Below are 23279 nucleotides of genomic sequence, written 5' to 3' on the forward strand. Positions count from 1 at the left end.
GCGCGTTGATGTGGCCCCGATCGGTCGGCCGTCTCATGGCGCCTCGACCTGCGCCTTGAAGATATAGCCGACCCCACGGATCGTCTCGATGAGCCGAGGTTCGCTCGGGTCGGTCTCAAGCTTGCGCCGCAGGCGCAGGATCTGGACGTCGATCGAGCGATCAAAGACGTCGTCATGGACCCGGGTCGCGCGCAGGAGGTGTTCACGCGAGAGCGGGCGATTGGGCGATTCGAGGAAAGCCAGCAGCAGGCCATATTCGCCCTTTGTCAGGATGATCGGATCCTGGTCGCCGCGCTGCACGGCGTGGCCGCCACGATCGAGTTCCCAGGACCCGAACCGGATGCGATTGCGGCCCCGCCCCCGCTTGAGGTCACCGCCGCCGCGCCGGAGGATCGCGCGAACCCGGGCCAGGAGCTCGCGCGGACTGAACGGCTTGGTCACATAGTCGTCCGCACCGAGTTCGAGGCCGACGACGCGATCGATCTCGTCGCGGCGATGGCCGGTGGTGATGATCACCGGCACGTCCGACTGGGTCCGGATCAGACGCAGGAGGTCCAGGCCATCGTCCTCGCCCAGCTTCAGGTCCAAGATCACGACGTGCGGCCCGGCCCGGAGGCGATCGACCATCTGAACCCGGTTGGCGGCGATCAGGGGCTTGAGGCCGCTATTGGCGAAGTACTCGCTCAACATCGCCTGCATGGCGCGGTCGTCATCGACGATCAGGATCCTGGCCGGCGCCGCCACCACGCTCGGCGCTGGGAAGGTGGTCGTGGACATGGATCATCCTGGCTGGCGTGGAAGGAAGGCGCGTCCTGCGGGGACGGACCGCTGGTCGATGTCGATGCCTCCCGGCCGACGGCTTGGTGGGTCAGCCGTCTTGGATCCTCGACTTCCGGTTTGGCGAGCCGGCTGGGCCAGCGGCGCTTGGCGCCGGGCGAGGTCGGATCGGCCCAGACGAACGGCTTAGCGCGGCTTGCCGGGCCTAGCGGGTAAATTCTGGTAAGGCGTGGAAAGCGCTGAGACTATCGCTCGATGAGACCGGCGCCCCTGACCCTGTAGTCGTCGAACCAAGCCTTGTGCGAGGGGCCTGGTCGCGGCGCCGGAGCGAGCCTCTTTTGTGCGGCGTCGCCATCCACGCCCGTCCTGCAGCAGGCGCCAGGCTTGGTATGCGTCGCGCCTATCGCGTCGGCAGTTGGACGGGTCTGCCGCTCGCCGGGACGCACGCCCTGCGTCGTCGTCTCGGCCGCGGCGCAAACCATGGGAAGCATCATCGCCGCGACAAGGGCGCTGCGGGTCGTCGTCGAGAGAAAGCCGCGAGGCATGGGCGCTCCAGGTCTGGCCGCCGCGGGATCGGCGGATCTAGAAGCGCAGGTCCTAGACCTGGAGGCCATCGCGCGTCGGGCGACTTGGTTACAGCTGTCACGCGGGCGCCGACCTCGCGCTACGGCTGTCATAAAACGCCTTACGCAAGGCGGCTCCGATCAGCAGCAGCGAAAGCCGCCTTTCCCGCCCCCACCGTAGCGGGCGTCCTGGCGCTCGCGGAAAAATGCCTCGTAGCTCATCGGCGGCTGCCCAGGATGGGTCTTAGTCATGTGGGCGACATAGGCGTCGTAGTTGGGAACGCCGACCATCAGGCGTGCGCTTTCGCAAACGCAGCGGCCGACCAGCATCAGGCGCTGGCTCCAGGACCCGGCCATCTATTCGGCTCCGGTCGCTTGAGACACGAGCGCCTCCTTGGCGGTCCACTCGGGTTGGCCAAGCGCCACGAGGCAGGCGCGTACGCCGTAGACCAGAATGCAGCCAACCACGAGGATGAAGATCGTGCACAGCACGGCGTTGATGCGATCGTTCAGGACGATCTGGTGCATGTTGGCCATCGACTTGGCCGGCGCCAGGACCGTGCCCTCGGCGATCGCCGCCGAGTAGCTGCGGGCATGGGCCAGGAAGCCCACCGATGGCAGCGGCGAGAAGAGCTTCATAGCGCCGGCGGTCATGGTGCAGGCCACCAGCCAGGCGGCCGGGACGATGGTGACCCAGGCATGGCGCTGGCGCTTCATCTTGAAGATGACCACCGTGCCCAGGATCAGCGCCACCGCGGCCAGCATCTGGTTGGAGATGCCAAAGAGCGGCCACAGCGTATTGATGCCGCCCAAGGGATCGGTGACGCCCTGGTAGAGGAAATAGCCCCAGGCCGCGACGCAAAGGCCTGACGCGGCGAGGCTGGGCGCCAGGGCCGAAGTGTCCCGGAACTTCGGGATCACCGTCCCCAGGAGGTCCTGCAACATGAACCGCCCGGCGCGGGTGCCCGCGTCCACGGCGGTGAGGATGAACAGGGCCTCGAATAGGATGGCGAAGTGGTACCAGAAGGCCATCATCGCCTTGCCGCCGACCACGTGCGAGAAGATCTGGGCCATGCCCACGGCCAGGGTCGGCGCGCCGCCGGCGCGCGAAATGATGGTCGTCTCCCCCACGTCCGTCGCGGTCTGCTGGATCGTCGAAGCGGCGATCGGGAAGCCCATCTTGCCGACGGCGGCCGAGGCTGTCTCCGCGCTCGTCCCGACCACGGCCGGTGGGCTATTCATGGTGAAGTAGACGCCCGGATCGATGATCGAGGCCGAGACCAGGGCCATGATCGCGACGAAGGATTCCACCAGCATCGCGCCATAGCCGATCAGCGGCGCGTCGGTCTCCTTGGCGATCAGCTTGGGCGTCGTGCCCGAGGCGATCAGGGCGTGGAAGCCCGAGACCGCGCCACAGGCGATGGTGATGAACAGGAAGGGAAACAGCGGCCCCGACCAGACCGGGCCCGTGCCGTCGATGAACCTGGTCATGGCCGGCATGCGCAGATCCGGCCCCATGATCAAGATGCCGATCGCCAGGGCGGCGATGGCCCCGATCTTCAGGAAGGTCGACAGGTAGTCGCGCGGCGCCAGCAGCAGCCAGACCGGAAGCACCGAGGCGACGGCGCCGTAGCCGATCAGGATGAAGCACAGCTGGATCGCCGTCAGGGTGAACAGCGGCGCCAGGACCGGTGATGCGGCGACCGACTGGCCAAAGACGATGGCCGCCATCAACAGCAAAAAGCCAATAAGCGACACCTCGCCGATCCGGCCCGGCCGCAGGAAACGGGTGTAGATACCCATGAAAACGGCGATGGGGATGGTCATGCCGACCGTGAACGCGCCCCAGGGGCTGGCGACCAGCGCCTTGACGACGATCAGCGACAGCACCGCCAGGATGATGACCATGATCATGAAGGCCCCGAACAGGGCGACGACGCCCGGCACGGTCCCCACCTCGGCGCGGATCAGTTCGCCCAGTGAGCGACCGTCACGGCGCATCGAGATGAACAGGATCATGAAGTCCTGTACCGCCCCGGCCAGGACGACCCCGGCCAGGATCCACAGCACGCCGGGCAGGTAGCCCATCTGGGCGGCGAGCACTGGGCCGACCAGTGGGCCAGCGCCGGCGATGGCCGCGAAGTGGTGGCCAAACAGCACGCGCTTGTCGGTCGGCACGAAGTCGAGGCCATCGTTGCGGCTCACCGCCGGCGTGGCGCGCGCCGGGTCCAGTCTCATCACCGACTTGGCGATGTAGCGGCTGTAGTAGCGATAGGCCACCAGGTGCACCGAAAGCGCCGCGGCCACCACCCAGAGGGCGTTGACAGGCTCGCCGCGGCTGGTCGCCAGGACGCCGAGCGCCACCGCCGCCAGCATGGAAAGCGCAAACCAGACGGCGTGGCCGCGGATGAGTTTGGTCATCGACATCGGTGTCCTGCGCGGGGCCAGCAGCGGCCGGGGTCTTCAAGGTCATAGTTCACGCCGGCCGCGCGGGCGACCGGCAAGGCGTAAGCCGACCGCGGCTCTGCGATCAGCGCGCCCAAGCCCTGCGGACTTCGTCGGCGACGCCGTCCGCTGCGCCAGCACGCCGCTCTAGGCGCGGGTCGAAGACGGAATAGGACAGGCCGGCGCAGCGGTACTGGCTGGTTCGGTAGGGCGACTTGTGGGCGTTGAACGGGGCGGTGACCAAGCGGCAGGGATTGTGGTGGACGTCCCGGACGGCGGCGGGGGCGGCCAGGGCCGCCGGCGGCGCGGCGGTCGCGAGAACGAAGGCGCCCAGCAGGACGGGCTTGGCTTTGAAGAACATGCGGGCTCCGGAAGGACAGGGCCGCCTGAACTTGGGCGGCGGGAGAGCGCCGGTCCTTAAGGTCTGGCCCTGCCACGCGGGAGCATGCGTCCGTTACAGCGGTCACATTCGGTAGCTCGATTGGCTACGCCTGTCGCCAAGCGCCCGACCCGCGACGGATCGGGCCGGACCGGGGCCGGCTTGGTTACCGCTGTAGCCAAACACCTTCGCCTCGAAACCAAGGCGTATGCGCTCTGGCCTAACCTTGCCCGCCAGGCCGCGTCCTTCTGGCGCCATGGCCCGTCAGTTCAATCGGAGCGCGGCGCTCGCCGCGATGGGCCATGAAGATGATCGTCGCGTACGTCAAACCGTTCAAGATCGAAGCGGTGCGAGCGGCGATGATCGGGGCTGGGGCCGAGGGCCTGACCATCGCCGAGGTGCGGGGATGCGGGCGCCAAGGCGGCGGCACGAGGATCTATCACGACGGCGCGCAAGGCGTCGTCCTCGTCCCGAAGGTCAAGGTCGAGGCCGTCGTGCCGGCCACGGCTCTGAAGGGGGCGATGGCCGCGCTTGCCGACGCCGCGGCGACCGGCGCGATCGGCGACGGCAAGGTGTTCGTGCTGGATGTCCTGTCGGCGATGCGGATCCGGACCGGCGAGACCGGTCTGGCCGCGCTTTGAGCCCTCGCCCCGAGACAAAACCCAATCATTCAGACGCTTCACGGAGACAATCATGGCCAAGCCGTCCGCACGCGCCTCACTGCGCCTCATGCTCTGCGCCGCGGGCTCGGCGCTGGCGGCGGCCTTCGTGACGGCGGCGAGCACGGCCTGGAGCCATCCGATCGAGGGGGTCGGCGTCGCCGAGTTGCTGCGCAGCGCCACCACGACCTCCGGCGCGCCCATCACCTTGCCCGAAGGTCCGCTCGAGGCCGTGGTGTCGCGCTATTCCATCGCGCCCTACGCCGCGCTTCCGGTGCACAAGCATCCATATGTCCGCCTGGGCTATGTGATGTCGGGCAAGCTGGAGGTGACCAATGTCGAGACCAAGCATTCGCGGGTGTTCAAGGCGGGCGAAGCCATCGTCGAAGACATCGACCAATGGCACGCGGCCAAGAACCACCACCCGCAACCCGTCGAACTGCTGGTGATCGACCTGGCGCCCCTGGGCGCCAAGACGACCCTCCAGCGCACAGAGCCCTGACCGGATCGCGGCGCCGCCAGATGCGCCTGCAAGACTTCGGGCAGATCTCGCCACCAAGCGCCTGGCCGGGGCGGTGGAAAGGCCTGCGAAGACCCCCAGGGTTTTAGCGCGGGCGCCTGGACATGCCGCCGGGCGCCCCGGCCAGACCGCTCTGGGTTAGCGTCCCCGGTCGGCGAGGTCAAAGCCCCGCCGGCCCTTGACCTACGCCATCGCCTGTCTTTTCACGCCAGGCCGCGATCGCCGCCGAAAGATCCTGGCGCAAGCGGTTCGCCCCGCCTTCATCCTGGCCCATGCAGGGTTCGAAGGTCCTCTGGTTCACGGCGATCCTCGTCGTCGCCGTCACGCTCGGCGCGGTCTGGGGAGCCACCCAATGGACGGCGGCGGCGCTGGGCTACCACCCGGGGCTCGGGCCGCCCTGGTTCTTCCTGGCCGAAAGGCCCGTCTACCCGCCGCCCGCCTTCTTCTGGTGGTGGTTCGCCTACGACGCCTATGCGCCCACCGTCTTTCATCGCGGCGCGGCGATCGCCGCCAGCGGCGGCCTGCTGTCGGCGGCCATGGCCATGGCGCTGTCGGTGTGGAGAAGCCGCGAGCATCGCCGCGCCTCGACCTTCGGCACCGCGCGGTGGGCCACCGACCAGGAGGTCCGCGCCAACCATCTCCTCGACGACGCCGGGGTGGTGCTTGGCCGCTGGAAGCGGGCGTACCTTCGCCACGCCGGCGCCGAGCATGTGCTGTTCTTCGCGCCCACCCGCTCGGGCAAGGGCGTCGGCGCGGTGATCCCCACCCTTCTGACCTGGCCTGGCTCGACCATCGTCCACGACATCAAGGGCGAGAACTGGACCCTGACCGCCGGCTTTCGCGCCCGCCTCGGGACCGTGCTGCTGTTCGATCCGACGAACCTGGCCTCCTCGGCCTACAACCCGCTGCTCGAAGTGCGTCCCGGCGAGACCGAGGTGCGCGACGTGCAGAATATCGCCGACATCCTGGTCGATCCGGAAGGCAGCCTCGACAAGCGTAGCCATTGGGAGAAGACCTCCCACGCCCTGCTGGTCGGAGCGATTTTGCACGTCCTCTACGCCGAGGCCGACAAGACCTTGGCGGGTGTGGCGACCTTCCTGTCGGACCCACGTCGGTCCATCGAGCAGACCCTGGCGGTGATGATGCGCACGCCGCACCTGGGCGAGGCTGGCGCCCACCCGGTCGTGGCCAGCGCGGCGCGCGAGCTCCTGAACAAAAGCGATAACGAAAGATCGGGGGTGCTCTCCACGGCGATGACCTTCCTGGGTCTCTACCGAGATCCGGTGGTCGCGGCGGTCACCGCGCGCTGCGACTGGCGGATCGCCGACCTCGTGAAGGGCCCCTGCAGCCTCTACCTGGTCGTGCCGCCGTCGGATGTGAGCCGCACGCGCCCCCTGATCCGGCTCATCCTCAATCAGATCGTCCGACGACTGACCGAAACGCTGGAGGGCGTGGCCGAGCGGGAAGAACTCCTGCTGATGCTCGACGAATTGCCGGTCCTGGGGCGCCTGGATTTCCTGGAGAGCACGCTGGCCTTCATGGCCGGCTATCGCGTGCGGGCTTTCCTGATCACCCAGTCCCTCAACCAGATCGAACGCGCGTACGGGCCCAATAACGCCATCCTCGACAACTGCCACGTCCGCGTCTGCTTCGCCGCCAACGACGAGCGGACGGCCAAGCGGATCTCAGAGGCCTTGGGCACCGCGACCGAAGAGCGCGACACCCGCAACTATGCGGGCCATCGCCTGTCGCCCTGGCTCGGACACGTAATGGTCTCCAAGGCCGAGTCCGCCCGGCCGTTGCTGACCCCGGGCGAGATCATGCAGCTGCCGCCTGACCAGGAGATCGTCATGCTGGCCGGCGTGGCGCCGGTCCGGGCGCTCAAGGCTCGCTACTACACCGACCCTCGCCTGGCGGCCCGGATCCGCCCCCCGCCGGCGCCGGGCCGCGTGGCCGCGGCCCCCGCCAACGACTGGTCCGGTCGCCCGCTCATCGGCGCGGACGCGACGCCCGCGATGGTCCGGCAGAGCCAGTCCGACGGCGATGGCCCCGAGCCCCGCGCGCTGTCGCCTTTGCTCGACGCCCCCGAGCCGCCCGCTCCTCTCGACGAGTTCGCCTTCGAGGAGGCCGTGGTCGACGACCTGGTGGTGACCGAGGCCGCGCGCCTGGACCGGCGACGCGCGGGCGCGGCGCGGCAGGCCTCGCTGGATCCCGACGACGGCGTGGAACTCTAGCAATGCGGATCAAGCATACATTTCGCCTTCCCCCATCCCTTGGCGCGCGTCTGGCCGAATACGCCCTGCGGCGTCGGATCTCCCAGGCGCTGGTCGTGGAGGCGGCCCTGGAAAGCTTCCTGTCGCCGGACGGGGCCGAGCAGCTTGAAGCGGCCTTGAGCCGGCGCCTGGACCGCTTGTCGCGCCAGGCCGATCGGATCGAGCAGGTGGTGGGCATCGTGCTGGAGGCGCTGGGCCTCTTCGTGCGGTTCTGGCTGGCCAACACCCTGGCCCTGCCGGAAGCCGCGCTGGCGGCTCAGCAGGCCAAGGGCCGCGAGCGTTACCAGAACTTCCTGACGGCCCTGGGCCGCCGGCTGGCCAAGGGCGCGAGCCTGCCGCGCGACATCGAGGCCAGCGCTACCGATCCGGCTGGAACCGACGCCCCTTAGGTCAGGTCATCGCCATCGAAGGCGCCGAACGCCTTGAGCCGGGCCTGCTGCTCGAGCGCCGAACGGTTGATCGCCCCTTCGAGCAGAGCGCAGGCCTGGTCCATCGCCCTGCCATCGTCGCGGTAGTTCACCACGAGGGCCGCGCCCAGCATCTCGACCAGGGTGTCGACCACGACCCCGATCTTGGCGGGGTCGCGGTTGGCCAGGGCCAGTTGGGACAGCACCAGGCTGCGCAGGTTGTCGGTGAAATCCATGCGTCCTCCTGGCCGACACCATCGGTCTGACGCCCACAGCCACGCAACCCCGGCGACAACCAGAGCGGCCGCTTTTCGCCAGCGCCTGTCTTTGCACGCCAGGCCCCGACGCGACCTAACCTCTTGTTGCGGCGCGTGAATTTCCGCCCTGTGTAGGGAGCCTCCGCCCGGTCTGCCGGGCTTTTCGAGGCTTCCGGCCGTGTCGGCTCTTCCCTCCGCCAACGACGCCCTCGCCCGCGCCGCCCGCATGCTGCGCAGCGCCTTGGGGCCTGACGTCCTGGCCTGGCTCTCCCAGGACGACGTCGTCGAGGTCATGCTGAACCCGGACGGCCGCCTGTGGGTGGACCGGCTCGGCGAGGGCCTCTCCGACACCGGCGTGACGCTGGGCGCGGCCGAGGGCGAGCGGATCATCCGTCTCGTCGCCCATCACGTCGCCAGCGAGGCCCACGCCGGCAGCCCACGCGTCTCGGCCGAGCTGCCCGAGACGGGCGAGCGGTTCGAGGGCCTGCTGCCGCCGATCGTAGCCGCCCCAGCCTTCGCGATCCGCAAACCGGCGATCCGCGCCGTGACGCTGGGCGACTACGTGGCGCAGGGCGTGATGAGCCAGGAGCAGGCCGACGCCCTGGCCGCCGCGGTCGCCTGGCGCCGCAACATCCTGGTCGCCGGCGCCACCGCGAGCGGCAAGACCACCCTGGCCAACGCCCTGCTAGCCGAGTTGGCCGGATCCAACGAGCGCGTCGTCGTGCTGGAGGACACGGTCGAGCTGCGCTGCCCGGCCGCCAACACGGTCGGTCTGCGCAGCAAGGACGGCGTGGCGTCCTTGACCGAGCTCCTGCGCTCAACGCTGCGGCTGCGCCCCGACCGCATCGTCGTCGGCGAGGTTCGCGGTCCCGAAGCCCTCGACCTGGTCAAGGCTTGGGGCACCGGCCACCCCGGCGGCGTGGCCACCGTGCACGCCGGCTCTCCCCTGGGCGCGCTCCGCCGGCTCGAACAGCTGATCGCCGAGGCCGCCGTGGCCGTGCCGCGCGAGCTGATCGCCGAGACGATCGAAGTCATCGCCGTCCTCACTGGCCGCGGGTCCGCGCGTCGCCTGACCGATCTCGTCGCCGTCCAGGGCCTGTCCGACGGCGCCTACCGCTTCATCCCCATCGGAGACGCACCATGACGACCCCTCGCGCGGCGAAGGGCCGCTTGCGCATGCGCCTGATCCAAGCCCGCGCCGACGGCTGGCGCCGGCGGCTCCTCCTGGCCGGCGCGCTCCTCTACGCCGCGCCGGCGTGGGCCGCTGGGTCGTCAATGCCGTGGGAAGCCCCGCTGCAGTCGATCCTGGAGTCGATCGAGGGGCCGGTGGCCAAGATCGTGGCGGTGATCGTCATCATCGTCACCGGCCTTTCCCTGGCGTTCGGCGAAACCTCCGGCGGCTTTCGCCGGCTGATCCAGATCGTCTTTGGCCTGTCGATCGCCTTCGCCGCCTCCAGCTTCTTCCTGTCGTTCTTCTCGTTCGGCGGCGGCGCGCTGATCGCCATGGCCGCCGCGGGCGGGCTCGCATGACCGCCCTCGATCTGCCGCCAGGGTATTTCGCGCCGGTCCATCGGGCCCTGGTCGAGCCGATCCTGCTGGGCGGCGCGCCGCGCACCGTGGCCATCGCCAACGGCACGCTGGCCGCGGCGGTGGGCCTTGGCCTGCGGCTTTGGCTCGTGGGTCTGGCGCTCTGGCTGGTCGGCCACGCCCTGGCGGTGTGGGCGGCCCGGCACGATCCGCAGTTCGCCGAGGTCGGGCGCCGCCACCTGCGCTATCCGCCCTACCTGCGGGCCTGACGGCGATGATGGCCCTCTCGCCCTATGTCGACGCCACCCCGCGCCTGGCCGACTTCCTGCCCTGGGCCGCCCTGGTGGCCAAGGGCGTGGTGCTCAACAAGGACGGCTGCCTGCAGCGCACTGCGCGCTTCCGGGGACCGGACCTGGACAGCGCCACGCCCAGCGAGCTGGTGGCGGTCACCGCCCGGCTGAACAACGCCCTGCGCCGCCTGGGATCAGGATGGGCGGTGTTCGTCGAGGCGCGGCGCGATCCCGCGCCAGGCTATCCGGCCTCCCGCTTTCCCGACGCGGCCAGTGGCCTCGTCGACCTGGAGCGTCGCGAGCAGTTCGCCGAGGCCGGCGCGCACTTCGAAAGCCGTTATTTCCTGACCTTTGTCTGGCGCCCGCCGGCCGAGGACGCCGCCCGGGTCAGCGGCCTGATGATCGAGGGCCGGGCTGAGCGCGGCCTGGACGCCTGGGAGCAGGCCGAGGGCTTCATCCAGCGCACCGACCGGGTCCTGCAACTGATCGAAGGGTTCATGCCGCTGATGGCCTGGCTCGACGACGCTGAAACCCTGTCGTTCCTGCACGGGGCGGCCACAACCACCCGCCAGGCCGTCCGCGTCCCCGAGACGCCGATGTACCTGGACGCCCTGCTGGCCACCGCGCCCCTGACCGGCGGGCTGGAGCCGCGCCTGGGCGAGCAGCACCTGCGTGTCCTGACCGTCGTGGGATTTCCGACCGCCACCTTCCCCGGCCTGCTGGACGACCTCAACCGCCTGGCCTTCCCCTACCGCTGGTCGACCCGGGCCCTGATGCTCGACAAGACCGATGCGGTGCGCCTGCTCTCGCGCATCCGCCGGCAATGGTTCGCCAAGCGCAAGTCGGTCGCCGCCATCCTCAAGGAGGTGATGACCAACGAGGCCGCCACTCTCGTGGACACCGACGCGGCCAACAAGGCCGCCGACGCCGACGCGGCCCTGCAGGACCTGGGCTCCGACGAAGTCGGCCAGGCCTTCGTCACCGCCAATGTCGTGGTCTGGGACGAGGACCCCCGCGCGGCCAACGAGAAACTGCGCCTGGCCGAGAAGACGATCCAGGGCCGCGATTTCACGGTCGTGGCCGAAACTCTCAACGCCGTCGAGGCCTGGCTGGGCACCCAGCCTGGCCATGTCTACGCCAATGTGCGCCAGCCGCCGGTCTCGACCCTGAACCTGGCGCACATGCTGCCGCTCTCAGCGGTGTGGGCCGGCCCCGAGCGCGACGATCACCTGGCTGCGCCGCCGCTGCTGCTCGCGCGCACGGCCGGCTCGACGCCCTTTCGCCTGTCGCTGCACGTCGGCGATGTCGGCCACGCCCTGGTCGTGGGGCCGACCGGGGCCGGCAAGTCGGTGCTCCTGGCCATGATGGCGCTGTCGTTTCGGCGCTACCGCCACGCCCAGATCTTCGCTTTCGACCATGGCCGCTCGATCCGCGCGGCCACCCTGGCCATGGGCGGGGTGTTTCACGACCTGGGCGGGGACGCCGCGCCCTCGCTCCAGCCCCTGGCCCGGATCGACGACCCAGCCGAGCGCGGCTGGGCGGCCGAATGGCTGTCGGCCCTTCTGGGCCGGCACGGCGCGGGGCCCACGCCCGAGGGCCGCGAGCGGCTGTGGTCGGCCCTGGGCGCCCTGGCCAGCGCCCCCATCGAGCAGCGCACCATCAGCGGCCTGATCGCGCTCCTCCAAGACAGCGCCCTGAAGCTGGCGCTGAGGCCCTACGCTGTCGGCGGCCCCTCGGGCCGCTTGCTGGATGGCGAGCGCGAGACCTTGCAAACCGCCTGCCTGGAGACCTTCGAGACCGAAGGCCTGATGGGTTCGGGAACGGACACGGCCGGGGCCGGCGCGGTTCTGGCCTATCTCTTCCACCGCATCGAGCACCGGCTGGATGGCCGTCCCACCCTGGTCATGGTCGACGAGGGCTGGCTGGCGCTGGATGATCCCCAGTTCGCCGGCCAGCTTCGCGAGTGGCTCAAGACGCTGCGCAAGCGCAACGCCAGCGTCGTCTTCGCCACCCAGTCACTGGCCGACATCCAGCAGAGCGCGATCGCCCCGGCCCTGATCGAGAGCTGCCCGACGCGGCTCTTCCTTCCGAACCCGCGCGCCCTCGAGCCCCAGATCGCGGCCATCTACCAGCGCTTTGGCCTCAACGCCCGGCAGGTCGAGATCATCGCCAGGGCCACGCCCAAGCGCGACTACTACTGCCAATCTCCGGCCGGCGATCGCCTGTTCGACCTGGGGCTTGGCGAGGTGGCGCTGGCCTTCGCCGCCGCAGCCTCCAAGGCCGACCAGGCTCAGATCGACGCGGTTCTGGCCACCGCGCCGGACGACTTCGCCGCCGTCTGGCTGCGCGCGCGCGGCCTGCCCTGGGCCGCCGACCTTCTCGCCACCCTTGACCTGGAGTCCTGACATGACCTCCCGCCTCACCCGGCGGCGGCTGCTCGCGGCTGCGTCGTTCGCCCTGAGCCTTCCGCTGGCCCCGACCGCGGCCCACGCCCAATTCACGGTCTTCGACCCGTCCAACTACGCCCAGAACCTGCTGACCGCCGCGCGCACCCTCGAGCAGATCAATCACCAGATCACCGCGCTGCAGAACCAGGCCCAGTCGCTGGTCAACGAGGCGCGCAACCTCCAGGCCCTGCCGTTCTCGGCCCTGCAGACCCTGCAGGCGCAACTGGCCCAGACCCGCGCCCTGATCGACCAGGCCAAGGGCGTGGCCCTGCGGGTGAGCGACATCGACGCGGCCTTCAAGGGCGCCTACCGCGCCGCCGACCTGTCGACCAGCAACCAGGGCCTGGTCGAGGGCGCCAAGGCCCGCTGGACCAACAGCGTCGCGGCCTTCCAGGACGCCCTCAAGGTCCAGGCCGGGGTGGTCGGCAACCTGGACGCCTCCAATGCCGAACTGGGCCAGTTGGTCACCGCCAGCCAGTCGGCGTCGGGCGCTCTCCAGGCCGCCCAGGCCGGCAACCAGCTCCTGGCGCTGCAGTCCCAGCAGCTGTCGGACCTCCTGGTGCTGCTGGCGGCCCAGGGCCGCGCCCAGACGCTCGAGGCGGCCCAGCGCGCGGCGGCGCAGGACCAGGCGCGCGAGCAGCTTAAGCGCTTCCTGACGCCCGGGGCCGGCTACCAGCCTGGCGCGGCCAAGATGTTCAACCGGCCATGAGCGGGCCGCTGGCGTTCCGGCTGGCGGCGGCCGGCTTCGCGCTCCTGGCGATCCTGGTCGCGGCGCTGCAAGCCCGGCGCCCCGCGCCGTCGGCGCCCGCCGCCGCGCCGATCCAAGCCCCGCGGCCCGTCGATGCGCAACTGGCGCGATGCCAGACGCTCGGCGCGGCCGGCGCGCAGGACCCGCAATGCCTGAAGGCTTGGGACGAGGCCCGCGCGCGCTTCCTGGGTGCGCCCAAGGCGGAGCGCTGACATGGAGGGGCCCGGTGTCGTCGACCGCTTCCTGGGGGTTTTCACCACTTACATCGACTCAGGCTTTGGCCTGCTCGGCGGCGAGGTGGCGTTCATCGCCACCACCCTGATCGTCATCGACGTGACCCTGGCGGCCCTGTTCTGGAGCCTAGGCGAGGGTGAGGACGTCGTCGCCCGCCTGATCCGCAAGACCCTGTTCATCGGCGCCTTCGCCTATCTGATCGGCAACTGGAACACGCTGGCGCGGATCATCTTCGAGAGCTTCGCGGGCCTGGGCCTCAAGGCGTCGGGCACTGGCTTCACGGTCGATGATCTCTTGCGCCCCGGCCGGGTCGGCCAGGCCGGCATCGATGCGGGCCGCCCGCTCCTGGAGAGCATCTCCGGGCTGATGGGCTACGTGGCCTTCTTCGAGAACTTCATCCAGATCGCCGTGCTGCTGATCGCCTGGCTGATCGTGGTCCTGAGCTTCTTCGTGCTGGCCGTGCAGCTCTTCGTGACGCTGATCGAGTTCAAGCTGACGACGCTGTGCGGCTTCGTGCTGATGCCGTGGGGCCTCTTTGGCAAGACCGCGTTCCTCGCCGAGCGGGTGCTGGGCAACGTGGTGGCCTCGGGCGTCAAGGTGATGGTGCTCGCCGTGGTGGTGGGCATCGGCTCGACGCTCTTTTCCCAATTCACGGCCGGCTTCGCCGGCGCCGACCCGACCATCGAGGAGGCGTTGAGCGTGGTCCTGGCCTCGCTCTGCCTCCTGGGCCTTGGCCTCTTCGCTCCCGGCATCGCCAGCGGCCTCGTCTCGGGCGGACCCCAGTTGTCGGCCGGCGCGGCGGTCGGCAGCGTCGCGGCCGCCGGCGGGGCCCTGGCAGCCGGCGGCGCCCTGGCGGGCCTGGCGGCTGGCGGCGCTGCGGGCCTTGCGGCCGGGGCCGCGCGCGGGGCCGCGAGCCTGGCCGGCGCCACGGTCGGCGCTGCCCAGGCCGGCGGGGCGATGGGCGTGGCCAAGGCCGCCGGCGGCGCGGTCGCCAGCCCGCTCCGGCAGATGGCCCAATCCCTGGGTCAGCGGTTCGAGTCCGCACGTCAGCAACAGGTTTCGCCGGACGCGGAGCAACCGTCCGCGCCGGCCACGGGTCAGGCGGCCTCCGCCGCTCAGCCGGCCTGGGCCAAGCGGGCCCAGCAGCGCCAGGCCATCGCCCACGGCGCGACCACGGCGGGCCATGCCGCCTCGTCGAGCCAATCGGGCGGCGGCGCGTCCGTCGACCTTTCCGAGGAGTCCTGACCGATGTTTCGACGACCCGAGATCCGCTACGGGACGACGCCGGAACCCGACACGCCCTATCGCCGGGCAAGGCAGGTGTGGGATGATCGCGAGGGCCGCCTGGCCGTCACCGGCCGCAGGGCCTGGGCCGTTGCGCTCGTCCAGGGCGGGGTCATCGCGGCCCTGGCCGGGGCGCTGGTCTGGCAAGGCGCGCGCGGCCATGTCGTGCCGTGGGTGGTGGAGGTCGACCGGTTCGGCGAGGCCCGCACGGTCGGGCCCGCCACGGCCGACTTCAAGCCCAGCGACTTCGTGATCGCCGCGCGGCTGCAGCGCTTCATCGAGGAGGTCCGCTCGGTCTCCTCCGACCCGGTGGTGGTGACCCAAAACTGGCTGTCGGCCTACCGGTTCACCACCGAGAACGGCGCCGCGGCCCTGACCGCCTACGGCAAGCTCAACGACCCGCGCGAGCGGGTCGGCAAGGAGCAGGTGTCGGTGGACGTGGCCAGCGTACTGCGCGCCTCGCCGACCAGCTTCCGGGTGACCTGGACCGAGCGCCACTACCAGAACGGCGCCCTGGCCGCGACCGAGCGCTGGTCGGCGATCCTGACCCTGGTCGATCGCCCGACCAACAAGGTCGAGCGCCTCAAGCAAAACCCCCTCCACCTCTATGTCGACGCGATCGACTGGTCCAAGGAGATGACGCCGTGACCCGCTCCATCCAGGGAGCCGGCGTCGCCGGGCTCCTCCTTTTCGCCCTGCCCGCCTCGACCACGGCCGCCGCGCTCAGCGGCCGGCCCCCGGCCCAGGTCGTGGCGGCCAACGCCGCCGCGCGCGTCCAGCCTCGCCTGGACGCGTTCCAGGGCGCGATGCAGCGCTTTTCCTGGAGCGAAGGCGGCCTCTACCAGGTCTACACGGCGCCCGGCCGGGTCACCGACATCGTGCTGGAGCCGGGCGAGCAACTGGCGGGCGCAGGCCCGATCGCGGCTGGCGACACGGCGCGCTGGGTGATCGGCGACACCGAGAGCGGCCTCGACGCCGCCAAGCGCGTCCATGTCCTGGTCAAGCCCACCCTGGCCAACCTTTCCACGAACCTCGTCATCAACACCGATCGGCGCACCTACTATCTGGAGCTTCGGGCGGGCGCCGCCACCTACATGGCGTCGGTGGCCTGGACATATCCAAAGGACGCCCTGATCGCGATCGCGCGGCCCTCCATCCCGCGGCCGGTCGAACCGCCGAGCGTTGCCCCGCCCGCGGCCGGCGCGGATCTGGCCAAGCTGAACTTCGACTACCGCATCTTCGGCGACAAGGTCGGCTGGCGGCCCCAGCAGGTCTTCGACGACGGCGCCAAGGTCCACCTCGTCTTCGCGCAGGGGGTGGGCGCAGGTGAGTTGCCGCCGCTCTTCGTGCTCGACGCCGCGGGCAAGGCCGGCCTGGTCAACTACCGGGTCGAAGGCCGCCAGCTCATCGTCGACCGCCTGTTCGACCGCGCAGAACTCCGGCTGGGCGACAAGAAATCATCCCGCCGGGTCCGGATCGAGCGCATCGGGACCCGCGCCCCATGAGCGCCGCGGACAAGGCGACGGCGCAGGAAACCGTCCGGCTGCGGGCCGCCCCGCCCCGGGTCGCGCGCCTCTCGCGGCCCGCCATCGCGGTCCTGGCGGGATTGGGCGCGGCCGGTCTCGGCGCGGCGCTCGCCCTGGCGCTGCAGCCTCATGCCGCCAAGCCGGTGGTGATCAAGGCCGACGAGACTGACGGCAAGACGCCGCAAGCGATCGTCACCGGGCCAAGGACTTATGCGGAGGTCCCGAAACTGGGCCCGCCGTTGCCCGGAGACCTTGGCCGGCCGATCCTGTCGGCCCAGGCCCGTGGCCAGGAGGTGCCAACGCCGCCGATGGGCGCCCCCGCGCCCGACCCGGCCGCGGACGCGCGCCGGCAAGCCCTGGCCGCCGCGCGGAGCAGCGGCGTCTTCACCGCCAGCAAGGCCGCGAGCGCCACGCCCCTCGCATCGGCGGCCTCGCCGCCCCAGGCCGCCCCACAAACGATCGGCTTATCGCCGATCTCGCAAATTCCCCCGACCGGCACCGCTCCGACGTCGTCAAACAGCCGCCGCGCCTTCCTGGACGAGCGCAACGCGCCGCCCACGACGAGCGCGTTCCAGCCCGCCCCGCCCGCGGGGCGCCATGTGCTGCTGGCTCAGACGATCATCCCGGCGGCCCTGGTGACGGCGGTCAGCTCCAATTTGCCGGGCCCTATCGCCGCCCAGGTGACCCGCAACGTCCATGACAGCCTGACCGGCCGCCACGTCCTCATTCCGCAGGGCTCCAAGCTGATTGGGTCCTATGACAACCAGGTCGCCTTTGGCCAAAAGCGGGTGCTGTTGGCCTGGGACCGCGTGATCTTCCCGGACGGCCGCTCCCTGCAGCTGGACCGGCTGGTCGGCGCGGACACCGCGGGCCGCTCGGGGCTCTCAGACAAGACCGACGCCCACTGGGGTGCCATGGGCAAGGCGGCCTTGCTGTCCAGCGTCCTGGGCGTCGGCGCAAGCCTTGGCTCAAGCGAGGACAGCGACATCGCCCGGGCGCTTCGCCAAGGTGTGCAGGATACCTTCAACCAGACCGGCCAGCAGGTCGTCAGAAAGCAGCTCGACGTCCAGCCGACGCTGACCCTGCGGGCCGGCCTGCCGCTGACCATCCTGGTGACCCGCGACATCATCTTCGACGACTAGCCTGGCAGCAGCGCCATCAGACGCCGAAGAACCGGCTTTTCCGGCCGTCGACCCGATACCGCATGGAAGGTCAGGAAGGCTCGGGCCAACGGCCGGTAGAGCACGCCCGTGACACGAGCTGCGTCGCCCTCGTTGACCAGACCCAGGCCCTGACCCAGGGCCACCAGCCTGGCCACGCTCGCCGGCGTCGGCGCCGCATCAGTGGCCGACAACGAAGCATGTCCCGCTCGCCTGCCCCGCACTTCTTCGATCACAGCCCCGATCGAGCCGGCGACGATCAGGCGATGGCCAGAAAGCTCACCCCAGGACAGGGAGCGCAGATCGGCCAGCCGATGCTCCACCGGCGCCGCGACAAGCAGGCGCTCGCGCCAGGCCAGCCGCGTCTCCAGCCTCGCCGGGACCTGCAGCAGGAAGGCGACGTCGAGCTGGCCGTGGGCGAGGCGCGCGGCCAGTCCGCGGGCCACATCCTCAACGATCTGAACCGCTAGGCCGCCCTCGCCTTCGATCAGCTTTCGCAGGAGTTCCTGAAGGACGCCGCCGCCCAATCCCGCCAGCACACCGACCCGCAAGATGGCCTGGTCCCCGCGCGCCGCGTCGGCCGCACGATCGACGGCCAGGTCCAGCTCCCCGACCGCGCCCTGGGCGCCGCGGACAAAGTCCTCGCCGGCGATCGTCAGACGCACGCCGTGGGGTCCGCGCTCGAAGATCGGCGCGCCCAGCCGATCCTCCAGCTCCTGGATGCGCCGCGACACCGCCGACTGTTGGACGCCTAGGTGCCGAGCCGCTCGCCTGAAGCCGCCGTGCTCGGCGGCGGCCAGCACGTAACGAAGCTGGTGAAGCCCGACACCCGCGCGGGCGCTGGCTTGGCCAAGGCTTGCAGCGACGAGATCCGGCATGGTCGGCGGCACGAAGAGCCCAGGCGACGCGGCCCCGCCGGCCGCATCGCCATGCAAGACGCGCTCCGGCGCGCCCGACCACTCTATAGAGCGAATATAGGCGGAATATTTGACGCCTCCGCGCAACGAACGGTGGCGCCGACACCGCCCGACGCCCTAGACTCCACCTGCAACCGCTACGCGCCAACGGACCCATGAAGACCTCGCTCGACCATCTTCCCGCCGCCAAACGCAAGGAGCTGGATTTCGTCGTCCAGACCCTCCGCGACGGGTTCGCCGAGGCCATCAGCCGCCGAACCATGCCGCGGTTCAGAAGCGGCAAGCTCCTGAAGATCATCCTGTTCGGCAGCTATGCCCGCGGCGACTGGGTCGAGGATCCCAAGGGCCGCTACTTCTCGGACTACGACATCCTGGTGGTGGTCAACCACGAGGACCTGACCGATCTTGAGAAGTTCTGGGGCGGCCCTGACGAAGCCCTCCTGAAGGAACTGGCCTCTGGTGAGCGCCTGCGTACCCAGCCCAATTTCATCGTCCACAGCCTCGACGACGTGAACGAGCAGCTGCGCCTCGGCCGCTACTTTTTTACGGACATCCTGAGAGACGGGATCACGCTTTTCGAAGAAGCCGGATTTCCGTTCGTGCGGCCGGAGGCGCTCTCGGCCCGAGACGCCTTCGCCGAAACTAAGGGCTACTTCGAGAAGTGGTCCCTGCGGTCCGAAAACTCGCGAATTCTGTCTCAAGACGCGCGCGCCAGAGGCATGGCGAATGACGCTGCCTTCCTGCTCCACCAAGCCGCAGAGCGCGCATATCACGGGCTAATCCTTACCCTCACGCTTTACAGCGCCAAGACCCACCGGTTGAACTTGCTGCGCGACCGTGCGGAGGCAATGGACCAACGGTTGGTCGGCATCTGGCCGGGCCGCAACAAATTTGAGCGTCAGGGGTTCGACCTGATCCGCCGCGCCTACGTCGAAGCGCGATATTCTGACTTCTACGAGATATCGGACGATCACCTGATCTGGATGGATGATCAGGTGTCGAGGTTGCAGGCCGCCTTTGCGACCATAGCGCGCGAGCGGATAGAGGCCCTTCAGCGGGCGGCCGCCTAGCGCCATTTGCTGTCGTTGCCGCATGGCCTGGACCGAACGTTCAGCGCCCAGGCTAAACGAGATCACGCTCCACCCCGTGGGAGGCAGCTTGTCGGCGGGGACCATGATGGTAGCCTTCCCCGATCGGAGGGAGCCGACGTGGATTGGGTCGCCATAACAGGGGAGCTTCGGGCGGCGACGGTGGCGGCCGTCGACATGTTAAGTGCCGTACTCGAGGGGCAAAGCCTCTATGCCGTCTGCCTCCAGACAGCGGATGACGGCATGAGCGTCAGTTTCTGCGCGAATACCGAGGAAGGCTATGCCGAGAAGCGCGCCTCCGAGGCGAAGATCGAGGACATGAGCCCCGGCTACGCGGCCTATCTGCGCTGGGCGCCCGCCGAGTGGCGATACGAGGGCTTTGGCAATGAGCCTTTCGCGGACATCAATCGCGACCTCACCGCGGCAAGCCTCGCTTTGGACGGTGGTTTCAACCTCTATCTCGACCATCTCATTCACGCGATGATCGACGCCTTGGCCCATCTGCGGGTGGAGCGCGCGCAGACGCTTGAAGGCGTGACATTGTTCGTGACGATCTCCGATAGCGAGGCCGCCCAGAGCGTCGAGCAGCAATCGATCCATCGCCTCAATCGGTCAACGCTCGCTGCTGAATTCGGCCAGTGTCCGGGTTGAGTCAGCGTGGCGCCATGAGCTGCCGTGGGCGCGCCTCCAGGAACTGGACGTTTCACGATAATCGCCGCGGTGAAGCGCGAGCTATGCGGCGCAAATACCGAGCAGAAGGTCTGCAGCCATTCCAATTGGGCCATCGGCCAAACGGCGAACGGCTGGGCGCCCACGATGCGCTCGGGCGAAAACTGCTGGTCAGGATCAAGACTGCGGCCTTCAGCGTGACGGCGGCGTTTAGCCCGCAGTGTAGCGGATCAGGAGCCAATCACGGCCCACCACCAGTCGCGCCAACGCGTCCGCCGCGCCCCTAGGCGTGTCGGTATAAAGGGCGCCGAGTTCGGTCGCGAGGGCGCACGCGTCGTCTTCGCCCAACGGGTCGGATCGACGGAATCCAAGGAAGCGAGAGCCAACGCCAAACAGCGCGAGGCGATACCGAGCTTCAAGATGCTGGGCCAAAACGTAATTCTGCATCGGATTGAGATCAGAAGCGAAGTAGCCGTTGGGAAACGCAGCTATGGTGGCCGCAGCGTGCTCAACCGGGACAAACTGAAAGAGAACCTTCGCTTCTCGGTCAATTTCAAGAGCGGCATCGGGGTCTCGGTTGATCGTGACGAGGTCGGCCCCGTCACCTTCCCAGTCGAGCAGCCCGCAGACCTGAGCCAACTGCACGCTTCGTGCATGCTCGACGAGATTGGCTAGGCGTATCGGGAACTCCGCGGTCGTACTTAGATAGCCTCGGTGTTCGCCGTTCTCGAACACTTCAGCGCTTAGTCCCGAAAGGTCGTGACCCGCGACGCTGTCAAGATCATGCGCTTCGACGCAATGCCCTGACGTGTACCCGGCTTGGCCGAGATCATCGAGAGACGCCAGGACGCGAACCCGAGGGTTCTCGCCCTGCAGGCGGGCGTGCTGGGCGAGCAGGTCAGCCAAAGTCGCAAGGCCATGAGCCGTCACCCCGTCACACAGGAGTGGAGTGAAGGTGCGAGGCCGAACCTCCTCGAACGAGACGAGTTTGATGGATTGCCTCCTGCGAAACCATCCAAGCATGGCGCAATCACGACAGCGCGCTGGAGGTTGTCAACAACAGCGGACGAAATGCGCCATGACCTGACGTTGGAGCCCCTCCAGGAACGCGACGTTCAGGCCGCCGTCGTCGTACGCCGCTTTCGACCCCTTTGCCGATATTCTTACGTTGCTAGAGGCGCTCTTAAATGAGGGGCTGCGGGTCGCAGCCGGCCAGACCGACTGTTCATTAGTTACGACCCAGCCCACCGATAATGCGCCTTTCGACCTCTCGACTGACGCGAAGTTCATCGTCGGTGAAATTCTGGAGGAAATGGCGCCGTCGGGACCAGACGAGCTCGATCGGATAGCAAGGGAATGCGATAACGGGGCCAACACCTTCGATGGCGGTGCGGCGCTGGCCATGAAGTCGCAACCGAGCTGCGTCGACGCGCGACGGCGATGAGAAACGCGGGTTTTTGACCTGTCGCTCCTGTGAGCCCAGCCGAGAACGGCAACTTCCAGCGTCGGCGCCGATTTCGTCTCGCGATCCGTTGCGGCCCTGGCCCGCGACCCGCCAAAACTGTGGAAAACGTCACTGCGAAAACCGGTCGGAAACCATCCTGCGCGAAAACGCCGCAATTGGATTGAGCCGAGAGGTTTGGTCATGGATTTCCAGGAACAAGCACACCAACACACCCAAATCCGCGAAGCGCTCGCCGCGGCGATCAACGAGCGCCATCCGATCAATCTCGACGCCCTCCGCTCGGATAGACTCTGCCCCACAGGATGCTGGTTGCACGGCGAGGGCGCCAGGCGTTGGGCCGGCCATCACGCCTTCCTGGGCTTGCTCGAGACCCATCGCGCATTCCACCAGCAAGCCGCATCAATCGCCGACCTGATCAATCGAGCGAAGTGGTCCGAGGCCCAGAAGGCGCTACGCACGGGATCACCGTTCGCTCTGTCGCTCGCCGACCTGAATGCGGCTCTGCGTCGGATGCGAGCGACGGCCACCACCCTCGCCGCCTAAGCAGGCTAGGCGCGCAGCGTCAACGCCGCTTCCGCCCAGCTCAAATAGGGTGGGAAAAGGAAGCGGCCAGCGCGCGCGCCGTCCCGCAGGCGGATTTCCAGAACCACCGGCTCGCCGGCATCGGCCAATTGATGAGCAAGGTCACGCGCGGCCTGCTCGGCGCGGGCGCCGGTGGAGAATTCCTGGGGGCTGTTGCTGAAGTCGCCGCGAACGATCCAGCTCCCATCGGAAGGTTCGACAAAGATAAAGCAAGGCATGGTCACGAACTAAGGATTGACTAGCGGCGATAGCGGTCGGCCCTCCGCTGGCCGACCGCCCGCCCCAACTCAAGCGAACGCGTCTCGATCCAGGCGGCGCAGCGCGGAAAGGACCTCGCTGAGCGCCACCGGCGCGGGCGTTCCCAAGAGCCATCTCTGACTGGGCCGATGTTCCACCGCGCTCGCGTCGGAGGCCCACGCCGCCAAAATCTCGCGCTTTTCGGTGGAGTCGAGCTCCTGATCCTTGACGACTTCCAACGGATGGAGAAAGCCGACCGCAGGCCGCAATCGCCAGGACCGCGGCCGCTCAGCCCATTGTGCATCCGTGTGCATGGCGCGCTCCCTAGGCGGCTTTGCGGACCTTGGCCGGCTTCAGATCCAGCGCTGGCTGGACCCCGCCCACCCCAATGGGAATTTGCCGCGGCTTCAAGGCTTCCGGCACCTCCCGGGCGAGGTCGACCGACAGGACGCCATGGGCATGGCTGGCGTCCTTCACTACCACGTAGTCGGCGAGTTCGAACCGACGCTCGAACGCGCGCTGGGCGAGGCCCTGATGCAGGAACGTCCGTGCGCCCTGCCCTTCGCTGGTCGTCTTTCTGCCCTTGATCACCAAAAGGTTGGGCTCTGCGACGATTTCCATATCCGACGGCGCAAAGCCTGCTACCGCCAGCGAGATGCGGTAGCTGTCCTCGCCGGTCTTCTCGATATCGTAAGGCGGATAGCTGGCGCCAGCCTCGGTGCGCAGCGCGGTCTCGACCAGATCGACCATGCGATCGACACCGATCATCGAGCTATAAAGCGGGGTGAAATCAAACGCGTTGCTCATTTCCATCTCCTCGCAAGC

General features: G+C 68.9%; 27 protein-coding genes. 17 read left to right on the forward strand and 10 right to left on the reverse strand.

Annotation, left to right across the window (positions count from 1 at the left end):
* Window positions 1-33 precede the first annotated feature (33 nt).
* From J2728_RS03730 to J2728_RS03745, 4 genes are all read right to left on the reverse strand, one after another.
* Entirely contained in the window at window positions 34-777 is a 744-nt protein-coding gene (locus J2728_RS03730) for a response regulator (protein WP_309996530.1), read from the reverse strand.
* Between the two features lie 704 nt (window positions 778-1481).
* Window positions 1482-1697, reverse strand: coding sequence for a YbdD/YjiX family protein (locus J2728_RS03735; RefSeq protein ID WP_473701032.1), 216 nt, complete (start codon window positions 1695-1697; stop codon window positions 1482-1484).
* Window positions 1698-3761, reverse strand: a complete 2064-nt coding sequence (locus tag J2728_RS03740) for a carbon starvation CstA family protein (protein ID WP_309996532.1) — start codon at window positions 3759-3761, stop codon at window positions 1698-1700.
* A gap of 109 nt (window positions 3762-3870) precedes the next feature.
* Complete coding sequence (locus J2728_RS03745) at window positions 3871-4146, reverse strand: hypothetical protein (RefSeq protein ID WP_309996534.1); 276 nt, start codon at window positions 4144-4146, stop codon at window positions 3871-3873.
* 320 nt (window positions 4147-4466) lie between these two features.
* Here J2728_RS03745 and J2728_RS03750 point away from each other — a divergent pair, with 320 nt between their 5' ends.
* The 4 genes from J2728_RS03750 (at window position 4467) to J2728_RS03765 (ending at window position 8005) form a co-directional block, all read left to right on the forward strand.
* Window positions 4467-4805: a P-II family nitrogen regulator gene (locus tag J2728_RS03750; RefSeq protein WP_309996537.1), complete on the forward strand. Its 339-nt coding sequence runs from the start codon at window positions 4467-4469 to the stop codon at window positions 4803-4805.
* Window positions 4806-4857: 52 nt separating this feature from the next.
* Window positions 4858-5325, forward strand: coding sequence for a cupin domain-containing protein (locus J2728_RS03755; RefSeq protein WP_309996539.1), 468 nt, complete (start codon window positions 4858-4860; stop codon window positions 5323-5325).
* 290 nt (window positions 5326-5615) lie between these two features.
* Window positions 5616-7577: a conjugal transfer protein TraG gene (locus J2728_RS03760; RefSeq protein WP_309996542.1), complete on the forward strand. Its 1962-nt coding sequence runs from the start codon at window positions 5616-5618 to the stop codon at window positions 7575-7577.
* A 2-nt stretch (window positions 7578-7579) separates the two neighbouring features.
* Window positions 7580-8005 (forward strand): CopG family transcriptional regulator, encoded by a 426-nt coding sequence (locus J2728_RS03765; RefSeq protein WP_309996545.1) that lies wholly within the window; start codon window positions 7580-7582, stop codon window positions 8003-8005.
* Here J2728_RS03765 and J2728_RS03770 read toward each other — a convergent pair.
* Complete coding sequence (locus tag J2728_RS03770; protein ID WP_309996548.1) at window positions 8002-8259, reverse strand: hypothetical protein; 258 nt, start codon at window positions 8257-8259, stop codon at window positions 8002-8004. The genes J2728_RS03765 and J2728_RS03770 overlap by 4 nt on opposite strands.
* Before the next feature lie 247 nt (window positions 8260-8506).
* Here J2728_RS03770 and trbB point away from each other — a divergent pair, with 247 nt between their 5' ends.
* The 10 genes from trbB to J2728_RS03820 are packed head-to-tail and all read left to right on the forward strand — an operon-like array spanning window position 8507 to window position 17478.
* Window positions 8507-9424, forward strand: coding sequence for a P-type conjugative transfer ATPase TrbB (gene trbB, locus J2728_RS03775; protein WP_309997573.1), 918 nt, complete (start codon window positions 8507-8509; stop codon window positions 9422-9424).
* Window positions 9425-9456: 32 nt separating this feature from the next.
* A complete protein-coding gene (locus J2728_RS03780) occupies window positions 9457-9810 on the forward strand; it encodes a TrbC/VirB2 family type IV secretion system protein (RefSeq protein ID WP_309997576.1) in 354 nt (117 codons plus the stop codon).
* Complete coding sequence (locus J2728_RS03785) at window positions 9807-10076, forward strand: VirB3 family type IV secretion system protein (RefSeq protein WP_309996550.1); 270 nt, start codon at window positions 9807-9809, stop codon at window positions 10074-10076. The genes J2728_RS03780 and J2728_RS03785 overlap by 4 nt, the downstream gene beginning before the upstream one ends.
* 5 nt (window positions 10077-10081) lie before the next feature.
* Entirely contained in the window at window positions 10082-12502 is a 2421-nt protein-coding gene (gene trbE / locus J2728_RS03790; RefSeq protein ID WP_309996553.1) for a conjugal transfer protein TrbE, read from the forward strand.
* Window position 12503: 1 nt separating this feature from the next.
* Complete coding sequence (gene trbJ, locus J2728_RS03795; protein ID WP_309996555.1) at window positions 12504-13253, forward strand: P-type conjugative transfer protein TrbJ; 750 nt, start codon at window positions 12504-12506, stop codon at window positions 13251-13253.
* Entirely contained in the window at window positions 13250-13504 is a 255-nt protein-coding gene (gene trbK-alt, locus J2728_RS03800) for a putative entry exclusion protein TrbK-alt (RefSeq protein ID WP_309996558.1), read from the forward strand. Before trbJ ends, trbK-alt begins: the two co-directional genes overlap by 4 nt.
* Window position 13505: 1 nt before the next feature.
* A complete protein-coding gene (trbL, locus tag J2728_RS03805) occupies window positions 13506-14771 on the forward strand; it encodes a P-type conjugative transfer protein TrbL (protein WP_309996561.1) in 1266 nt (421 codons plus the stop codon).
* A 3-nt stretch (window positions 14772-14774) separates the two neighbouring features.
* Window positions 14775-15458 (forward strand): conjugal transfer protein TrbF, encoded by a 684-nt coding sequence (gene trbF / locus J2728_RS03810; RefSeq protein ID WP_309996563.1) that lies wholly within the window; start codon window positions 14775-14777, stop codon window positions 15456-15458.
* Window positions 15455-16315 carry a P-type conjugative transfer protein TrbG gene (gene trbG / locus J2728_RS03815; RefSeq protein ID WP_309996566.1) on the forward strand — a complete coding sequence of 287 codons (861 nt, stop codon included), beginning with the start codon at window positions 15455-15457 and terminating at the stop codon, window positions 16313-16315. The genes trbF and trbG overlap by 4 nt, the downstream gene beginning before the upstream one ends.
* Entirely contained in the window at window positions 16312-17478 is a 1167-nt protein-coding gene (locus J2728_RS03820) for a TraB/TrbI/VirB10 family type IV secretion system protein (protein ID WP_309996568.1), read from the forward strand. Before trbG ends, J2728_RS03820 begins: the two co-directional genes overlap by 4 nt.
* Here the strand turns inward: J2728_RS03820 and J2728_RS03825 are convergent.
* The gene (locus tag J2728_RS03825) at window positions 17475-18431 is read right to left on the reverse strand and encodes a LysR family transcriptional regulator (RefSeq protein ID WP_309996572.1); all 957 of its coding nucleotides are present in this window, start codon (window positions 18429-18431) and stop codon (window positions 17475-17477) included. The genes J2728_RS03820 and J2728_RS03825 overlap by 4 nt on opposite strands.
* 137 nt (window positions 18432-18568) lie before the next feature.
* On the opposite strand from J2728_RS03825, the gene J2728_RS03830 reads away from it, so the two are divergent.
* Together J2728_RS03830 and J2728_RS03835 are read left to right on the forward strand one after the other, a co-directional pair.
* Window positions 18569-19483 (forward strand): HEPN domain-containing protein, encoded by a 915-nt coding sequence (locus J2728_RS03830; RefSeq protein WP_309996575.1) that lies wholly within the window; start codon window positions 18569-18571, stop codon window positions 19481-19483.
* A gap of 138 nt (window positions 19484-19621) precedes the next feature.
* Entirely contained in the window at window positions 19622-20152 is a 531-nt protein-coding gene (locus J2728_RS03835) for a DUF4303 domain-containing protein (RefSeq protein WP_309996578.1), read from the forward strand.
* Window positions 20153-20380: 228 nt separating this feature from the next.
* Here J2728_RS03835 and J2728_RS03840 read toward each other — a convergent pair whose 3' ends face one another.
* Entirely contained in the window at window positions 20381-21076 is a 696-nt protein-coding gene (locus tag J2728_RS03840; RefSeq protein ID WP_309996580.1) for a hypothetical protein, read from the reverse strand.
* Window positions 21077-21815: 739 nt separating this feature from the next.
* Between J2728_RS03840 and J2728_RS03845 the strand changes: the two genes are divergently transcribed.
* Window positions 21816-22178, forward strand: a complete 363-nt coding sequence (locus J2728_RS03845) for a CZB domain-containing protein (RefSeq protein ID WP_309996583.1) — start codon at window positions 21816-21818, stop codon at window positions 22176-22178.
* A 5-nt stretch (window positions 22179-22183) separates the two neighbouring features.
* Here the strand turns inward: J2728_RS03845 and J2728_RS03850 are convergent, their stop codons facing one another.
* The 3 genes from J2728_RS03850 to J2728_RS03860 all read right to left on the reverse strand — a co-directional run bounded on the left by J2728_RS03850 (window position 22184) and on the right by J2728_RS03860 (window position 23261).
* Window positions 22184-22435 (reverse strand): hypothetical protein, encoded by a 252-nt coding sequence (locus tag J2728_RS03850; RefSeq protein ID WP_309997577.1) that lies wholly within the window; start codon window positions 22433-22435, stop codon window positions 22184-22186.
* A 69-nt stretch (window positions 22436-22504) separates the two neighbouring features.
* The gene (locus J2728_RS03855) at window positions 22505-22768 is read right to left on the reverse strand and encodes a hypothetical protein (RefSeq protein WP_309996586.1); all 264 of its coding nucleotides are present in this window, start codon (window positions 22766-22768) and stop codon (window positions 22505-22507) included.
* Between the two features lie 10 nt (window positions 22769-22778).
* Window positions 22779-23261: an Hsp20 family protein gene (locus tag J2728_RS03860; protein WP_309996588.1), complete on the reverse strand. Its 483-nt coding sequence runs from the start codon at window positions 23259-23261 to the stop codon at window positions 22779-22781.
* Window positions 23262-23279 lie beyond the last annotated feature (18 nt).

This window comes from Caulobacter segnis (assembly GCF_031454995.1).
Lineage (GTDB): Bacteria > Pseudomonadota > Alphaproteobacteria > Caulobacterales > Caulobacteraceae > Caulobacter > Caulobacter segnis_E.

Bases quoted from the DNA above. Each gene is read 5' to 3' on its own strand.
- J2728_RS03730 (WP_309996530.1), bottom strand. From the start codon at position 777: ATGTCCACGACCACCTTCCCAGCGCCGAGCGTGGTGGCGGCGCCGGCC.
- J2728_RS03735 (WP_473701032.1), bottom strand. From the start codon at position 1,697: ATGGCCGGGTCCTGGAGCCAGCGCCTGATGCTGGTCGGCCGCTGCGTT.
- J2728_RS03740 (WP_309996532.1), bottom strand. From the start codon at position 3,761: ATGACCAAACTCATCCGCGGCCACGCCGTCTGGTTTGCGCTTTCCATG.
- J2728_RS03745 (WP_309996534.1), bottom strand. From the start codon at position 4,146: ATGTTCTTCAAAGCCAAGCCCGTCCTGCTGGGCGCCTTCGTTCTCGCG.
- J2728_RS03750 (WP_309996537.1), top strand. From the start codon at position 4,467: ATGAAGATGATCGTCGCGTACGTCAAACCGTTCAAGATCGAAGCGGTG.
- J2728_RS03755 (WP_309996539.1), top strand. From the start codon at position 4,858: ATGGCCAAGCCGTCCGCACGCGCCTCACTGCGCCTCATGCTCTGCGCC.
- J2728_RS03760 (WP_309996542.1), top strand. From the start codon at position 5,616: ATGCAGGGTTCGAAGGTCCTCTGGTTCACGGCGATCCTCGTCGTCGCC.
- J2728_RS03765 (WP_309996545.1), top strand. From the start codon at position 7,580: ATGCGGATCAAGCATACATTTCGCCTTCCCCCATCCCTTGGCGCGCGT.
- J2728_RS03770 (WP_309996548.1), bottom strand. From the start codon at position 8,259: ATGGATTTCACCGACAACCTGCGCAGCCTGGTGCTGTCCCAACTGGCC.
- trbB (WP_309997573.1), top strand. From the start codon at position 8,507: ATGCTGCGCAGCGCCTTGGGGCCTGACGTCCTGGCCTGGCTCTCCCAG.
- J2728_RS03780 (WP_309997576.1), top strand. From the start codon at position 9,457: ATGCGCCTGATCCAAGCCCGCGCCGACGGCTGGCGCCGGCGGCTCCTC.
- J2728_RS03785 (WP_309996550.1), top strand. From the start codon at position 9,807: ATGACCGCCCTCGATCTGCCGCCAGGGTATTTCGCGCCGGTCCATCGG.
- trbE (WP_309996553.1), top strand. From the start codon at position 10,082: ATGATGGCCCTCTCGCCCTATGTCGACGCCACCCCGCGCCTGGCCGAC.
- trbJ (WP_309996555.1), top strand. From the start codon at position 12,504: ATGACCTCCCGCCTCACCCGGCGGCGGCTGCTCGCGGCTGCGTCGTTC.
- trbK-alt (WP_309996558.1), top strand. From the start codon at position 13,250: ATGAGCGGGCCGCTGGCGTTCCGGCTGGCGGCGGCCGGCTTCGCGCTC.
- trbL (WP_309996561.1), top strand. From the start codon at position 13,506: ATGGAGGGGCCCGGTGTCGTCGACCGCTTCCTGGGGGTTTTCACCACT.
- trbF (WP_309996563.1), top strand. From the start codon at position 14,775: ATGTTTCGACGACCCGAGATCCGCTACGGGACGACGCCGGAACCCGAC.
- J2728_RS03820 (WP_309996568.1), top strand. From the start codon at position 16,312: ATGAGCGCCGCGGACAAGGCGACGGCGCAGGAAACCGTCCGGCTGCGG.
- J2728_RS03830 (WP_309996575.1), top strand. From the start codon at position 18,569: ATGAAGACCTCGCTCGACCATCTTCCCGCCGCCAAACGCAAGGAGCTG.
- J2728_RS03845 (WP_309996583.1), top strand. From the start codon at position 21,816: ATGGATTTCCAGGAACAAGCACACCAACACACCCAAATCCGCGAAGCG.
- J2728_RS03850 (WP_309997577.1), bottom strand. From the start codon at position 22,435: ATGCCTTGCTTTATCTTTGTCGAACCTTCCGATGGGAGCTGGATCGTT.
- J2728_RS03855 (WP_309996586.1), bottom strand. From the start codon at position 22,768: ATGCACACGGATGCACAATGGGCTGAGCGGCCGCGGTCCTGGCGATTG.
- J2728_RS03860 (WP_309996588.1), bottom strand. From the start codon at position 23,261: ATGAGCAACGCGTTTGATTTCACCCCGCTTTATAGCTCGATGATCGGT.